The organism is Streptomyces sp. NPDC040718, from assembly GCF_055593565.1.
This window is the reverse complement of the sequence record NZ_JBVIXO010000017.1, coordinates 118,637-132,975: the sequence shown is the minus strand read 5'-3', so window position 1 is coordinate 132,975 and position 14,339 is coordinate 118,637. Positions and strand designations below refer to the sequence as shown.

Genomic DNA, 14,339 nt, shown 5'->3' with positions numbered 1-14,339 from the left:
CGGGGACGTCGTCCGCGTTGGACTGGAGCGCGTGTTGAAGGTGTAGGCGGCCGACCCGGTGGTGCTGCCCCCAGAGCGCTCTGGGGCACCGGGCCTTGCCGGTGGATGCCATGGCGGCACGGGCTACCCGCACCGAGCTCGGGCCGGCCAATACGCTGGGACGGGAGGGCTCTGTCCCACTGGCAAGCGCGCACTGGGCGGCGGGGTCCGGCCAACGACCAGCGCCACCAACGCCGTCACGTGATCTCCTCCGGCCTGAACGCCGACGGAACGCGGTGGGACGTCGCCGCGAACAACGTCGGGCCCGACCCCGTTTCACTCGACTGCTACATGATCTGCGCGAACGTCAGCAGCTGATTCCAGGAGACGTCTTGCCGATCGTTCATCGAGCCAGACGAGGGTGATCGCGAAGCCGATGGACACCTCGCTCTTGTCGTGGTGAGCAGCCACGCCAACGATCGACGCCCGGTCGGAGGTCGGATGCACCCCCGAGCCGCCCGCCGGGGGGGGAAGTCGTCATGGCGGCGGCGCCAGTTCTGCACCGCGGCCCGGCCCACCCAGGCCATGCACGCCACCTCCGCCAGCAACACCCGCTCCCCCACCGGCCTCACATCGAGCGTGGCGAGCGGGGAGCGGGCGCCCGCCGGGCGGCGTACACCGCCGAGTCGGTCACCCGCGGTCGGCACCGCAACGGCGACCCCAACGCCTCCGTCTACCGGTCCGCCGCCACCCCGGCCCCTATCGGCCCCCGCAGCGCCGCCCGCACCGCCTCCGCGTCGGCGGCCTCCACCACCGCCCCGGCCCCGCATCCGCCGACGAGACCAAGCCCGAACCAACAGCCCACCGCCAGGCCGCCACCGACACCCGCAGGTGGCCCGCAGCCACGTACTCGTCGTAGACCTCACGCCGTGCAGCCATCACCAATCGCACCCCAATGGCACAACGCCGCGGCCCGCCGATTACGCGCCGGAAACATGCCAAAGGATCCCGTTTGCTGTCAATAGCCTTGATTCCGTGGCGAGTTAGGAGCACATCGCGGAGGCCGCCCACGCGTACGCGAGGCACAGATTCAACCCTCGGATGGACTCTGGACAGCGGCTCGGCGGGCGGGCCGCCCGGCTACTGGCGGCACCGGAGATCCGGGATCACGTTCACGAGCAGCCGTGGCCCGGCAGAGTGTCTCTGCCGTTGGTCCTCGGCGTGTCCGGCCCCGGGGTCGACAAAGCGTCGCCAGCGTGATCGAGATGTACTCCGGTCACTGAGGGTGATCCCATAGGCGGCGCGGAAGGCGCGGCCGAAGTGGGCCGGTTCCGGGAATCCCCAGCGGGCGGCGATCGCGCTGACGCAGCGTGCGCGGAAGCGGGGGTCGCTGAGATCGCGGCGGATGCGTTCCAGGCGGGTGTGCCGTATCAGAGCGGAGACGGTCATGCGGTCGTCCTGGTAGAGCTCATGGAGGCAGCGCACGGATCCGGCGGGCGGCGGCGATCGACGCGGGTGTGAGGTCGGGCCCTCCGGTCGTACTCCTGCCCTGGTTCGCTCCGACGCCGGGCTCATGTGCGGCGCCCTGGGCCGGTAGGCGGCCCACCGGTCCCGCGGACGCCGGCAGAGCCGTCGGATGCTCGGGCAGCTGCCTCCTGCGGCGCGTTGCGCGTTGCGCGACGTATGCGTGCACACTTTTCCGTGAGGGGCAAGACTGGAGGGAGAGTCTCGCGTTTCAAGGGAGGATCAATGAATCCAACATTCCTGTACGACGCAAATCTGAGGCTCGAGGTCAACTCACCGGAATGGTCCACATTCGTCGAGACGTACGGAATTCATGTCAAGGGATATCTCGGCGACATGGCTCCGCTCACGAAGCAGCTCGAAATCCACGCGGCAACATTCTCGTACCTTCCCGTGCTCAATTACTTCCACCTGCGCAATGACCCCACGTACACGCCGATCGCCAGTGCCGTCTACGCGGCGGACGGCACCACCGGCATCCCGAGCCTGCTCATCGTCCCCGCGCACAGTGCCGTCACCACAGCCGCTGATCTTCGCGGCAAGAGGCTCGCCATAGCCCACCGCTTCTGCACAACGAGCTTTCTCGCACCGGCTCTGCTGGTTCACGACCTGGGGGGCCGGATCGACGAATTCTTCAGCGAACTCGTGACCACATCGCCCTACGAGGGTCAGGTGGAGGCGGTAGTGACGGGTTCGGCGGACGCGACCTTCATCCAGGAAGACGTGTGGCTGAAGGACCCGGCCAACGCCGAGAGAACTCGCGTGATCGCCCGGAGAGACCACCTGCCTACCCCCCTCTTCATCGCCGGCCAGGAGACTCCGCCTCAGCTGCGTTCGGTTGTCCTGGATTTCCTGCTGAGCTACAGAACGGCTCGGAAGGACTCGGTGTTGTTCTCCGGATTCGCGCCGTATGACGCCTCGGCAGTCGAGAGGACGTTCCGGATCGCCGAGGACGCGATCGCCGGCTGATTCCGGACCCCAGCGCTCACCTCGCTCCGCCACCCCGGTCCGTCGGCGCTTTCGACGGCCGTAGCCGCCCGTCGGGGCGCAGGCCCGCCCGCCTGAGCGAGATCTCGGACAGGGCGGCGACGACCTGCCGGTCGCCGCGGCGCCAGGCGTCCGCGAGGCCGCCCGGCGGGGCGGGTCCGCGCGGAGATCGGCCAGGGCTCCGGCCCCTCGTTCGACCGTACGTCGGCCCGGGCCCTCAGTACAGCCCCACCGATCGCGGACCGGCTCGTCAGGGCGACGAGGCGGGCGCGGGCGTCGGGCTCGTCCGAACGGGCCGCCCGGGGGCGCGGTATCCCGGCCCGCTCCCCGCGTCCCGGAGCCGGGGTTCAGGCCACGCGTCCCGCGTCGCGTGCGCGCGCGCGGACGTGTTCCGGGTACCGGGCGGTGAACTTCACGGCCAGGACCAGCAGGACGACGGGGACGACCCAGTTGAGCCAGTCCCCGTGCCGCCCGGTTCTCGCGGCGATCAGGCCGAAGACGGCGATGAGCACGAAGGCCCCGCCCCACACGGCGGTCAGCACCCGGTTCGTCCGGCGGAACAGCGGCGAGTCCCAGAACTCGCGCGGCACCGATTCGCGGGCGTACTGCTCGGTGAAGGGGATGAAGGCCAGCGACCCGAGTGCCACCACCGCGATCACGGTGCTCGCCAGGGTTTGGGCGTACGTCTCCAGCCAGAGCAGGTCCTGCCGGTCGAGTACCAGTGCCAGGATCGAGATGACTGCGAAGAACAGCAGGCCGGTGATCTCCAGCATCTTCAGGCTCCCACGCCGCATGTCGGGCAGGTTCAGCACCAGTGAGGCGATCAGCGCGGCGAGCGCGGCGAACTTCCAGGTGCTGGGGCCCGCCACCACGTCGAAGACGATCCACGGCGCGAACCCCAGGAAGATGCCGGAGCGCCCGGCGCCCGGGGCCCTGTTCTCGGTCTTGCGGTCCACAGCATCCATCGGTCCTCCCCAGCGAGTAGGAGCGGGGCGCCCGGCCGGGGTCGGCACCCGCCTCGTTCCCCATCGTGCGAGCACCCGCGACCGGCCGCATTCCGGTCCGGGTGCCGGAACGGCCCGGGCCGCCCGACAGACCCGGCCGGCGGGTGTTTCACTGAAAGGCGAACCGGTCTTCGCCCCCGGACCAGGTGCGCGACTCCTCCGGCTCCAGGGAGCGCGGATACCGCTGGCCTTCGCCACCGACGCACCGACGGGGCGAGCCGGTTCCCGGTCTTCCCTGCCGAGGACCCCGCCGAGGGCCCGGTGGCGCGGGTACGCATGGCCGTCCGCGTACCGCTGGGACTGCACGGCTGCCCGCTGCCGGCTGCCGGCTGTGAGCCGGTGCCGTGTGCCGCGACGTCGGGGGCGGGGCGCCGGGTCCCGCAGCGTCGGGGTGCCCCGCCGGGCCGGGTCCGCCAACCTGGACGGGGACGAAGAAGGCGGGTGCGCGGCGTGCTGTGGGCATCGTGGTGGCGGACCCGCTCGCGGGAGCTGGCGGAGACGGGACGGCGGATCCGGTACCGCAGCGAGGCCCGCTTTCCCGTGATCACCCACCTGGCGGAGCGCATGATCGCGGTGAACATCTTCGACTCGGCGACCCGGGTGGCCGCACAGGTCCTGCTGACGGTGGTTCCCCTGCTCTTCGTCGTCGCCTCGCTCGCCCCGGAGGCCCTCCAGGAGCAGCTCACCTCGTCGCTGCGTGCCCTCTTCGGCCTCACCGGCGAGTCCGGCGAGCAGCTCGACGAGTTCTTCGCCGGGACGGACGAGGACGTGCAGAACGCGGTGGGTGTGGTGGGGTCGGTGATGGTGCTGCTGTCGGCGACCGCAGTGAGCCGAGCGGTCCAGCGGCTGTGCAAACGCGCGTGGGGGATCCGGCGGGGCGCGGCCCGGATCGCGGTCTGGCGCTGGGTCGTGTGGATCGCCGTTTGGACGGGCCTGCTGGTGGTGCAGGGGCCGGTGCGCGACGGGTTCGGCACGGGATCGTGGCTGGGCGTCCCCCTCACCTTGCTCCTCCAGACGGCGGCGTGGTGGTGGACACAGAACCTGCTGCTCGGCGGTACGGTCGGCTGGTGGCCGCTGCTGCCCGGGGCGCTGCTCAGCGCCGTGGCCGTCACCGTGCTGTCGCTCGGCGCGCGCCTGTACATGCCGCTCGCCCTCAACCGTGTGCTGGACGAGTTCGGGGCGTTCGGCTCGGTCTTCGTTCTGCTGTCGTGGCTGATCGTGCTGTGCGTGGCCATCGCGGTCGGCCTGTGCACGGGCGCCGTGCTGGCGCAGGAACCGTTCCTGGCCGGTCGTCTGGGCAGTCCGGTCCGGGAGCCGGGGAGCGGGTCGTCACCCTGACCTGAGTACGTCCGCGTGGGCCGTCGCGCGGGGCGCATGCCGGAAGCGCACGGGCCCGGGGTTCCACGAGCCGGGAGGTTCGCATGACGCCGATGCACGGGACGACCGCGGCCGACAACGGGCCCTGGCTGTCCCCGAGGAGCGGGCCGCCCGTGGCAAGGCCGCGCGGGAGAGGGCGCCGAGGTCCGGTCACGAGGAGTTCGCCCCCTCGCCTGACGGGACCCGGTGGCGGTGATCGAGCGGCCGTCGGCCACCCGTCTGGCCGAACTGGCCCCGGTCCGCTACGGGCGGATGATCGAGTCGCCGTTCCGCTTCTACCGGGGCGCGGCCGCGATCATGGCCGCCGACCTGGCCGGCACGGCGGACTCCGGCCTGCGGGTCCAGTTGTGCGGCGACGCGCACGTGCTGAACTTCAGGTTGCCGGGATCGCCGGAGCGCAACCTGCTCTTCGACCTCAACGACGTCGACGAGACCTTGCCCGGCCGTGGGAGTGGGACGTCAAGCGGCTGGCCGCCAGCCTCGTCATCGCGGCGCGGGAGAACGGTTTCGACGACGCCGGGCACGCCCGGATCGTGCGCTCCACGGTGCGCTCGTACCGGGAGTGGATGCGCCGCTTCGCCCTCATGCGCAACCTGGACGTCTGGGGACGCGCGCGTGGACGCCGACCGGCTCCGGACGGTGGCGGCCGAGGCCCTGCGCGCGAGGTGGTCGGCGTCGGCAGTGTCGGCACACGCTGCTGGATCGTGCTGCTCACCGGCCGCGACGGACGGGACCCGCTGATCCTCCAGGCCAAGGAGGCCGGCCAATCGGTGCTCGCCGCGCACGTCGGCGCGAGCGAGCACGCCACCGAGGGCGAGCGGGTGGTCGCCGGGCAGCGGCTGATGCAGGCCGCCGGGGACGTCTTCCTCGGCTGGACCCGCGAGGAGGGCATCGAGGGCTGCGAGCGGGACTGCTACCTGCGGCAGCTGCGCGACTGGAAGGCGATCGCCGACCCCGCGGACATGGTGCCGCGCGGCATGGGGTGTTCGGGGAGCTGTGAGGGGAGCTGTGCGGGGAGCCCCTCGCGCGGGCGCACGCGCGCTCCGGGGACCGGATCGCGTTCGCCACGTACCTGGGCGGGGGCGATGTCGTCGACCGGGCCCTGGACCGGTTCGCGGAGAACTACGCCGACCGCAACGAGCGGGACGGCCGCCGCAGTGTCGCTTCGGTCGAACACCCTCCCAGACCGAGATCCGCGCGCAAACCCATCGGTCTCCGGACCGTCAACTCCGGCCGTCGGGGCGGCGAGGGCCGGAGTGCACGCTGTACTGTTCCGCTGATCTTTACGCACCGGTAATCGGATTGCAGTACGGACGAGGGGGCGGACGAGGGATGAGAACGCGTGGAGCGGGCGGGGAGCCTCAGCGCTTGGCCGTCCTCGACGGCATACGGGTGCTGGCCGCACTGGCCGTGCTCTTCTATCACTACACCGTGCTGGCCAGCGCGTGGGGCCGGTCGACCACCGACGTCTTCCCGGACGCCCGCCGGTTCGCCGTCTACGGCTGGCTCGGAGTCGAGGTGTTCTTCCTCGTGAGCGGGTTCGTCATCTGCATGAGCGCATGGGGCCGCAGCGTGGGCGACTTCGCGGTGTCCCGGGTGACCCGGCTGTTCCCCGCCTACTGGACGGCCGTCGTCTTCACTTCGCTGGTGCTGTTCGCGTGGCCCGAGGTGCGGTCGTTCGCGGGGTACACCGATGTCCTGGTGAACCTGTCGATGCTCCAGGGCGGCCTCGACGTCCCGGACATCGACGACGCGTACTGGACCCTCTTCGTGGAGCTCAAGTTCTACGTGCTGTTCGCGCTCGTCGTCATGCGCGGGCTGACGTACCGCAACTGCGTGCTCTTCTGCGGGGTCTGGACCCTGGCCGCGGCGTTTGCCCCCGCCATCGACAACGAGCTGCTGTCCTTCATCGCAATGCCGTCCTCGTCCCCCTACTTCATCGCCGGCATGGCCTTCCACCTGATGCGCCGCTTCGGGCCGAACGCCGTGCTGTGGGCCGTCGTCGGCGTGCAGTTCCTCCTCGCACAACACCACGTGACCGCCCGCATGGTCTCCAGCCTCGGCCAGACGACCGCGGAGCAGACTCCCTCCTGGCCGGCTCACGCGATCATCCTGTTCGGCTTCGCGGTCATGGCCGCCCTCGCCCTCGGTGCTCTGGACGGCATCCGGTGGCGCTGGCTCCGCCACGCGGGCGCGGTCACCTACCCCCTCTACCTGATCCACATGATGGTGGGGCTGACGGTCATCCACCACTTCCGCGACCGCGTCGCCCCCGTGCCCCTCGCCCTCGCCACCACGGCAGGGATGCTGGTGCTCGCCTGGGCCGTCCACCGCTTCATCGAACGCCCGCTGGGCCGGCGGCTGGGCGCCCGACTGCGCCGCGGGATCCAGGACATCCGGGCGGGAACCCCGGGCCGGCCCGTCCTCCCCCGGCCGCCCGCGCAGCCCCCCGCGCCCGAGGCGGAACGTCTCCGCACCAGCCGCGGCAGCAGCCCCTATTCCAGGTAGAGGGCTGCCAGGCGGGGCAGTCGGCAAGTCATTTCGCCCCGTCGCGGTCCAGGTGCCGGCCGTAGCCAGGATCGCCGCGCCGGATCGGAGCAGCCCCGGCCTCCCGCACAGCGGTGCAGTTCCGGTACGAGACAGCACCACGGTCTTCCCGGCTGAGCCGCCGCTGGAGGCAGAGGAGCCTGCGGGGGCGGCGCCGGGTTCCCGGGCGCCGACGTTCACGTCCGCCGACGGGGCCGGTGGTGGCTCAGGCAGACGCGGCCGGGCTGCTGGGGAAACGGCCACGGAGGGGCGGAGGCTGGAGTGGTTGCTGGCGGTGGCGTCGGTGAAGCCGTCACGGTCGCCGCCAGAGATGACGCTGCGGGGGCCATCGGCACGGCGGCCGCTGCCTTCCATGTACGCACGTCTCCTCCTCCGTCTTCACCTGCTCCGAACGGGTGCAGGCACACAGCAGAGGAGACTGCAGAAAGTAATGCCGCAGCCACTAATACTCCAGTGTGACTTCGTAGTTCCACGTCACGTCGCGCGTGTGGTGGCTACTGGGCGGTGGACTGTCCGATCGCACGGAGGACATCGGCGAGCCAGACCAGGTGGTGGCCCACGGCCCGGTTCGGGTCGGCGAGGAGGTCCTCAAGGTGCTGCCATGACTCGGAGAGCTGCCCGATTGTGATCGTTCTCGGTTCGTTGGGGACGTCGTAGAGTTCGTCGCCCGGAACGGACCAGAAGTAATCGTGTTCGAGCGCCACTGCGCTGCCGGCTGACGCTTCGATGTGTTGCATTGCCAGCTCGAAGGCGTGCCGCAGCTGGTCAAGCGGGATCTGCAGAGGTTCGCTGTCCATGTGCTCATTGTGTCGATCAGGGGCCGTCGGACCGGAGCAAGGAGTTCGGCACTGTCCAGGACCCGGCCTGGAGCGAGGGCGGCCACCGCGTGATCATCGGGGTTTGTGTGGACTCCTGAAGATCGTGCGGTGGCCGCGGGCCATAGCGTAGAGCCTGTCCGGTGGCGGGCATTGTTCGACCAGGCCATGTCACGGATCGCGGGTCGGTTCCGACGGGTGGAACCGCGGGCGACCGCCCGCGCGTACCTGCTTGGGCTGCTGTCCGGCGTCGAGCGCAAGAACTGCTGGCGGCTGGCAGAACAGGCTGGTCACGCACGTCCCGGACCGATGCAGCGACTGCTGCGAAGTGCCCGCTGGGACGCTGATGCTGTCCGCGACGAAGTCCGCGCTTACGCGGTGGACCACCTCGGCGGCGACGGTGGCGTGCTGATCGTCGACGAGACCGGCTTCCTGAAGAAGGGCCGGTCCTCGGCGGGCGTGCAGCGGCAATACACCGGCACCGCCGGACGCATTGAGAACAGCCAGGTCGGTGTCTTTCTCGCCTACGCCACCGGCCGGGGGCGGGCACTGATCGACCGCCGGCTCTACCTGCCTGAGCATTCCTGGTGCACCGATCCGGAGCGCCGCCAGGCTGCCGGGATACCCGACGAGGTGCAGTTCGCGACCAAACCCCGCCTGGCCTGGGAAATGATCGCCGCCGCACTGGGTGCCGGGGTGGAAGCACGGTGGGTGACCGGCGACGAGGCATACGGGCAGGACCCGCAGCTTCGTGCCGCCCTGGAGGCAAACGGGACCGGATACGTTCTGGCCGTCGCCTGCTCCATCCGGGTCCGGATCAACTCCGGCCGCACACCGATTCGCGCAGACACGGTCGCCAGTCGCCTGCCCACGACTGCCTGGCACCGGCAAAGCGCCGGCAACGGCGCGAAGGGCCCGCGCTATTACGACTGGGCCTGGATCCATATCGGCACCGGCGAACACCGCCACCTGCTGATCCGCCGCAACCCCACCACGAGGGAACTCGCCTTCTACCTGTGCTGGTCACCTGCCGCAGTACCCCTGGCCGAGCTCGTCCGCGTGGCCGGCACCCGCTGGAACGTCGAAGAATGCTTCCAGGCCGCCAAGGGCCAAGTCGGCTTGGACCACTACCAGGTGAGGCACTGGACCTCATGGCACCGGCACGTCACGCTCGCCATGCTCGCGCTGGCGTTCCTGGCCGCCGTCGCCGCTGACGCAGCCCCCGACCGGCCAGCGAAGCCGCGTCACCACGTCCGGGGCAGCGACCCGATCCCGCTGACCGTTCCAGAAATCCGCCACCTCTTCACCGCCGTCCTCAACCCACCAGTCGTGTCCCTGGCCAGACTGCTGCACTGGTCGAACTGACGCAGACGCCACCAGGCAACAGCCCGGCGCAGCCACTACCGACGACGCTCAGCCCACGAAACCAGCGGATAGATCACGAAGCCGCACTGGAGTACTAAGCGGGACTGACCGGTCTCAGCGATTCCTCATGCCTTCTGTCAAGCCGCCAGGGGCGTCGGCGGTGTGAGCTCGTAGGTCCGTCCGTCACGGAGGAGAGCCCACAAGACGCGCCGGCCGGTGAGGATCTTGAGGTCGATGACGGTTTCGTCGCCGGTGTGTAAGGGGTTGGGGTCACGCCTGATGCGGACCTGGTCGGCGATGACCGCAGCGTCCTTGGCGTCGGTCTTGCCCTCGCCGCGGTAGCTCTCGGAGGCTCGGTGGATGGCGCGGCCGGAGACGTAGTTCACGGGCTGGTCGTGGTTGAGGAGGATGCCGATGGCCAGGGCGGCTCCATCGTCGGCCAGGTCGATTCCCCAGGCCACCTCGTCGCCCAGGGCCAAGACGTCGGTGAGGAGTTCGAGGGGTTCAGGTTCGTCGTTGGCGACGTCGTGACAGCAGCCGGTGGCCGCTCTCATCGATCGCGACGCAGTGGTGCTGGGTCTTGCCTGCGTCGATGCCGGCCCAGATCGCGGCCGTGTGGTGCCTCCGTGCGGTGGGGTGTGCTGGTGCCTCCCGACGGACGACCTCGCTGTCGATTCCCTACGGTGCGATCATTCGCAATTCCCAATTGGCAGCCGAGTCGTCGTGGGGCGTCGGGTGGCCAATCGCTGGTTGCCACAAGCGGCAGAAGTTTGAAAGCCACGCCCGACGCCCCTGGGTGGGAGAACCATACGAAGGGCTCGCCCTGTCCCGCATGCAACGTAGGGAAGTTTGATCAGTCAGCGGAGTCTGATCGGCACGGCGGCGATGCGGCTGGTTCAGTCGGCGGAGCGGGGTCGTCGTGGAAGGGGAATGCGGGGCTGGTTGGTCGTCAGCAGGGAGAGGGTGGCTGCGACCGGGATGGTGGCCGCGAGGGAGGCTGGTTCTTGACGCCGCTCCACGTCAGGTGCTTGGTTCCGGTGGCGTCGAAGTGCAGGGTGAAGAACCAGGATCCGTCTGCCGCGATGACCTGTTCGACCGCCCGGAGGGGGCGCCAGGTGCGGGCCTTCTCGGCGGTCGCGGCGGCCTCCGCCTCCACGCGGTCGCGCTCGGCCCGGTCCGCGGTCGCGACCGTCTTGGCCTCGCACGGCTCGCACGGCTCGCACGGCGTAGGGTGCAACGGGTGGCACGGCTCCGGGGAGAGCGTGGTGGTCTCCCATCAGTCGTTGTCGAACTCCGTCCCGCAGCCGGTGCATACGGGTTTGGACGCGGATTCTTGTGAGCGACGCCACGCCACAGCCGCTTGGCTTCCCGACCTGAACGGTTCAATCGCTCACGGCTTCCCTGAACGGGGGCCCGACCTCAGAGTCGAGCGTGGGGGCGACGGAGCTGAGATCCGGTGCTTTTGCCTTGGCCGTCCACGTCGACGTGTATCGACATCCCTCTCAACGGAAGTCCGCCGCGTGGTCCACCGCCCACTCCCGGAAGGACCGGGCCGGGGTACCCGTGATGCGCTCCACCTCATCGTTGACCGGCTCCGGATTGTCGAGCATCTCTTCCTGGGCCGGCAACACGGCCTCCACCAGCTCTGCCGGGTAGCCTGCGGCCTTCATCTGCTCGACGGCCTCGTCCAGTGCGATCTCCTCGAACCGCACCGGCCGCCCGATGGCCTCACTGATCAGTGCCACCTGCCGTTCCTGGGTGATCAGTTCGAGGCCGGTCATCAGGGGGCGGGCGCCGAGCAGGGTGTCGGTCCTCAGTGCCTGAACGGCGACCGCAGCCAGGTCCGCCTCGTGGATCAGCGGGCGGGCCAGTCTTGCCAGCGGCGCCCGCACCGCACCGGTGGTGCGGATTTCCTCCGCCCAGCCCAGCGTGTTGCTCGCGAATCCGGTGGGCCGCAGCGCCGTCCACTCCAGGCCCGATGCCTCGATCAGCCGCTCCAGCTCTGTGTGGAACATGGTGATCGCCTCGCCCGGCTTCTCCTCGCTACCGACCCCGGCGGATGACAGGTACACCACCCGTCGGGCGTGCTTCCCGATCGCGTCGATCACGTCCGACGCGCCCTCAGCGCTCAGGAACGGCCACACCAGGAAGACCGAATCGACGCCGTCCAGAGCTGTGTCCAGCGACGCGGGATCACCGAGATCGCCGCGTACCGCCTGCACACCCTCCGGGAAGTCCGCCTCCCCTCTCACCAGCGCCCTCACGGGCATTCCCGCCGCGTGCAGTTGGGTCACCACCGCGCCGCCGACCTTTCCGGTCGCGCCGGTCACCAGGATCCTGGGCTGTGTCATCGGAACCTCCTCGTCTCGCCGTTCGATGACACGACTCTCATACGTCAACCAAGGTTCAGGTCAAGCACCGGTCGGCCTGAGCGGCCGACCGGTGCTGTGCCAACTCCCGAAGCAAGATCGGTCACCAGGTGCCACTGGCACACTGGCGATCAGGAGCCAACCACAAGGCAACGTCGGAATGGGTTGAAGATCAGCGGGTCGATTGGGCCCGGCGGTCACACGACCACGTTGGTGTCACTGCCGACGAAGCGGTAGCGATCTCCGCTGACCTGGCCGACACCGGTGGTGCGCACCAGAGAGCTCGTCACCCGGGCGGTGCCCCCCGCCCCCTTGCGCTGTGTCGGGGACGACCCGGATGCTGATGCTGATGCTGCCGGTGCCGTGGCCTGCGCCAGCATCGGCCAGCCGCCGCGGGTCTGCTTTACCCTGCCGCGTCCCCGTCTGTGGCGCCGCCGTTGTCGAGTGCGATCTTCACGTTGCCGGTGTTGTCCACGTACCGGGCCGTGATCCACCCGGGCCGGTCGCGCAGCAGGTACCAGATGGCATTGCCGTCGATCACCTGGGCCCTGACCTTGCAGCGCAAGCCGACCGTGGAGCGGTACGGGATCGTGGCGATGATCGAGGAGTCGGTACTGGGGAACTCCCGGACGTTCACACCCTGCTCACTGACAACGGTCCCGTAGGGCTGAGGCGGTGTGGGAGACATCTCTTCCTCGCATCTTCTTCATCGGCGAAGCCCAGGCCCCGCCGCACCAAGGGCATCGGAACCAGGCGGGACTGTGACAGACCGCCTGCGTACCGCGAGCCTATGAGCCCGACAGGCGCAACCGGTGACTCATGTACCGGCTCGGCAATCCGTTCGCGCAGATCAGGCCACATGGCTGCTCTCCGAGACCTGATCACCCTTCAAAGGGCATGGCAGCAGAGCTAAGCGGCAGTTCCGCGGGCGGGCTGCCCGTGGTCATCCGCAGCAAAGAGGGGTGCGATGGCCACTGACCTAGAACTGGAAGTCTCCAGGACACCCACGGGCGAGTATGACGTGCGGGTGGTGCACGCCGCGGCCGGCGGGGAGCCCAGCGCCCCGCTGCAGCTCGAAGTCGAGGGGATGCTCAGCCCACGTACGGTGAGGTTGTTTCGGATTGGCGGACATCCGGAGATCTGGGCGTGTGCCCGGGAAAGGATGTCCATAGTGCCCGAGGTCGTCGAGGACTTCGATCTCACCGAGACGGCCGTGCGGCTGCGGGTGGCCCAGGGACAGGGACAGGGACAGGGACAGGGACAGGAAACCGAGTCCAGGCAGGAGAGCGAATTTCCGCTTCTCTGCCGCCTCGGCAAGCGGGCGCATGGACGCGAGGAGTGACCAGGGGCCGATCGGGTCGGAGAGAGCGCGTCGAGTCCGGAAATACAAGATCGGCGGGGCCTACCGTTTCCCACTGCGAGTGAGGTACCCAGGGAGGGGCAAGCCCGCATCGGGCATCGCTCCCCCTCTCCCCAGAACGGAGACCTGCCGTGGACGGCTGGTACGTGGACGACCGTTGTTTCAACTGTGATGTCGCACGGCAGCTCGCGCCCGAGCTGATCGGCGAGGTCGAGGGCAAGTCGCAGATCCTGCGCCCGCCGCGCAACGAAGCGGAGACTCGGCGCTTACACGCGGCGGTCTTCGCCTGCCCCACCCGCTCGATCCGCCACACCTCTCAGCAGCCGGATCAGCGGCTCGACCCCTTTCCGATGGAGTTGGACAGCGGCGTGCTGCTCTGCGGGCACAACTCGCAGCACACTGCGGGGGCCAACGCCTATCTGCTCAGGCGGCCGTCGGGGACGGTCATGATGATCGACACGCCGCGCTGGAGTCCAGCGCTCGCCGACCGTTACGCGGCTGCCGGTCCTGTCACCGATGTGCTCCTCACCCATCGCGATCACGCCGCACACGGCCGCCGCTACGCCGACCGCTTCGGCGCCCGGCTATGGATCCACGAGGGCGACCTCGATGCAGCACCCGACGCCGACCGGGTGATCCGTGGCCTCGAGCCGCTGGAGGTCGGTGCGGGAGTCACCGCCCACCCGCTGCCGGGCCATACTCCCGGCAGTGTGCTCTACCTCGCCGATGACCGGTACTGCTTCAGCGGGGACAGCTTCTACTGGTCACGCACCACGGGCGATCTGGAAGTCGCAGACAGCGTGACCTGGTACTCCATCGAGGAGTTGGCCGCCTCACTGGCGGGGGCAGCCGGGCGGCTCCGGTTCGAATGGGTCCTGCCCGGCCACGGAGACCGCCGCCGGCTGGCCGCCGACGAGATGTCCCGGCGGTTCAGCGCGCTGGCAGAGCGCACCCGGCTGTTAAGGCCCCGGCCGATCGACTTCGCCTCTGTCCGCTGGTGAAAGCACGGACA

Annotated in this window: 13 protein-coding genes and 2 pseudogenes; 7 read left to right on the top strand and 8 right to left on the bottom strand. The window is 69.6% G+C overall.

The features are described from left to right. Positions 1 to 1,119: 1,119 nt before the first annotated feature. Complete coding sequence (locus ACZ597_RS31105) at positions 1,120 to 1,554, bottom strand: helix-turn-helix domain-containing protein (protein ID WP_471337203.1); 435 nt, start codon at positions 1,552 to 1,554, stop codon at positions 1,120 to 1,122. Between the two features lie 174 nt (positions 1,555 to 1,728). Here ACZ597_RS31105 and ACZ597_RS31100 point away from each other — a divergent pair, with 174 nt between their 5' ends. Further along, complete coding sequence (locus ACZ597_RS31100; RefSeq protein ID WP_471337200.1) at positions 1,729 to 2,472, top strand: phosphate/phosphite/phosphonate ABC transporter substrate-binding protein; 744 nt, start codon at positions 1,729 to 1,731, stop codon at positions 2,470 to 2,472. A 365-nt stretch (positions 2,473 to 2,837) separates the two neighbouring features. On the opposite strand, the gene ACZ597_RS31095 is transcribed toward ACZ597_RS31100, so the two are convergent. Further along, positions 2,838 to 3,455: a DUF3159 domain-containing protein gene (locus ACZ597_RS31095; protein ID WP_471337197.1), complete on the bottom strand. Its 618-nt coding sequence runs from the start codon at positions 3,453 to 3,455 to the stop codon at positions 2,838 to 2,840. Between the two features lie 489 nt (positions 3,456 to 3,944). On the opposite strand from ACZ597_RS31095, the gene ACZ597_RS31090 reads away from it, so the two are divergent. The 3 genes and pseudogenes from ACZ597_RS31090 (at position 3,945) to ACZ597_RS31080 (ending at position 7,379) form a co-directional block, all read left to right on the top strand. Continuing rightward, positions 3,945 to 4,832, top strand: coding sequence for a YhjD/YihY/BrkB family envelope integrity protein (locus ACZ597_RS31090; protein ID WP_471337194.1), 888 nt, complete (start codon positions 3,945 to 3,947; stop codon positions 4,830 to 4,832). Positions 4,833 to 4,956: 124 nt separating this feature from the next. After that, positions 4,957 to 6,168: pseudogene (locus ACZ597_RS31085) on the top strand (DUF2252 domain-containing protein). Between the two features lie 71 nt (positions 6,169 to 6,239). Then, positions 6,240 to 7,379: an acyltransferase family protein gene (locus tag ACZ597_RS31080; protein WP_471337192.1), complete on the top strand. Its 1,140-nt coding sequence runs from the start codon at positions 6,240 to 6,242 to the stop codon at positions 7,377 to 7,379. A gap of 28 nt (positions 7,380 to 7,407) precedes the next feature. Here ACZ597_RS31080 and ACZ597_RS31075 read toward each other — a convergent pair whose 3' ends face one another. Next, positions 7,408 to 7,488: an excalibur calcium-binding domain-containing protein gene (locus tag ACZ597_RS31075; RefSeq protein WP_471337284.1), complete on the bottom strand. Its 81-nt coding sequence runs from the start codon at positions 7,486 to 7,488 to the stop codon at positions 7,408 to 7,410. A 424-nt stretch (positions 7,489 to 7,912) separates the two neighbouring features. Further along, entirely contained in the window at positions 7,913 to 8,215 is a 303-nt protein-coding gene (locus tag ACZ597_RS31070) for a hypothetical protein (protein ID WP_469116505.1), read from the bottom strand. Between the two features lie 186 nt (positions 8,216 to 8,401). Between ACZ597_RS31070 and ACZ597_RS31065 the strand changes: the two genes are divergently transcribed. Then, positions 8,402 to 9,598 carry an IS701 family transposase gene (locus ACZ597_RS31065; protein ID WP_471337278.1) on the top strand — a complete coding sequence of 399 codons (1,197 nt, stop codon included), beginning with the start codon at positions 8,402 to 8,404 and terminating at the stop codon, positions 9,596 to 9,598. Between the two features lie 206 nt (positions 9,599 to 9,804). Here the strand turns inward: ACZ597_RS31065 and ACZ597_RS31060 are convergent. The 4 genes and pseudogenes from ACZ597_RS31060 to ACZ597_RS31045 form a co-directional block, all read right to left on the bottom strand. Continuing rightward, positions 9,805 to 10,204: pseudogene (locus ACZ597_RS31060) on the bottom strand (IS110 family transposase); the annotation flags it as partial. A 343-nt stretch (positions 10,205 to 10,547) separates the two neighbouring features. Further along, positions 10,548 to 10,835: a hypothetical protein gene (locus ACZ597_RS31055; protein ID WP_471337189.1), complete on the bottom strand. Its 288-nt coding sequence runs from the start codon at positions 10,833 to 10,835 to the stop codon at positions 10,548 to 10,550. A gap of 265 nt (positions 10,836 to 11,100) precedes the next feature. Beyond that, a complete protein-coding gene (locus ACZ597_RS31050) occupies positions 11,101 to 11,949 on the bottom strand; it encodes an NAD(P)H-binding protein (protein WP_471337186.1) in 849 nt (282 codons plus the stop codon). Positions 11,950 to 12,370: 421 nt separating this feature from the next. Next, positions 12,371 to 12,604, bottom strand: a complete 234-nt coding sequence (locus tag ACZ597_RS31045; RefSeq protein ID WP_471337183.1) for an SH3 domain-containing protein — start codon at positions 12,602 to 12,604, stop codon at positions 12,371 to 12,373. A gap of 330 nt (positions 12,605 to 12,934) precedes the next feature. Here ACZ597_RS31045 and ACZ597_RS31040 point away from each other — a divergent pair, with 330 nt between their 5' ends. Together ACZ597_RS31040 and ACZ597_RS31035 are read left to right on the top strand one after the other, a co-directional pair. After that, complete coding sequence (locus tag ACZ597_RS31040; protein ID WP_471337180.1) at positions 12,935 to 13,309, top strand: hypothetical protein; 375 nt, start codon at positions 12,935 to 12,937, stop codon at positions 13,307 to 13,309. A gap of 149 nt (positions 13,310 to 13,458) precedes the next feature. Next, the gene (locus ACZ597_RS31035) at positions 13,459 to 14,328 is read left to right on the top strand and encodes an MBL fold metallo-hydrolase (protein WP_471337177.1); all 870 of its coding nucleotides are present in this window, start codon (positions 13,459 to 13,461) and stop codon (positions 14,326 to 14,328) included. Positions 14,329 to 14,339: the final 11 nt, after the last annotated feature.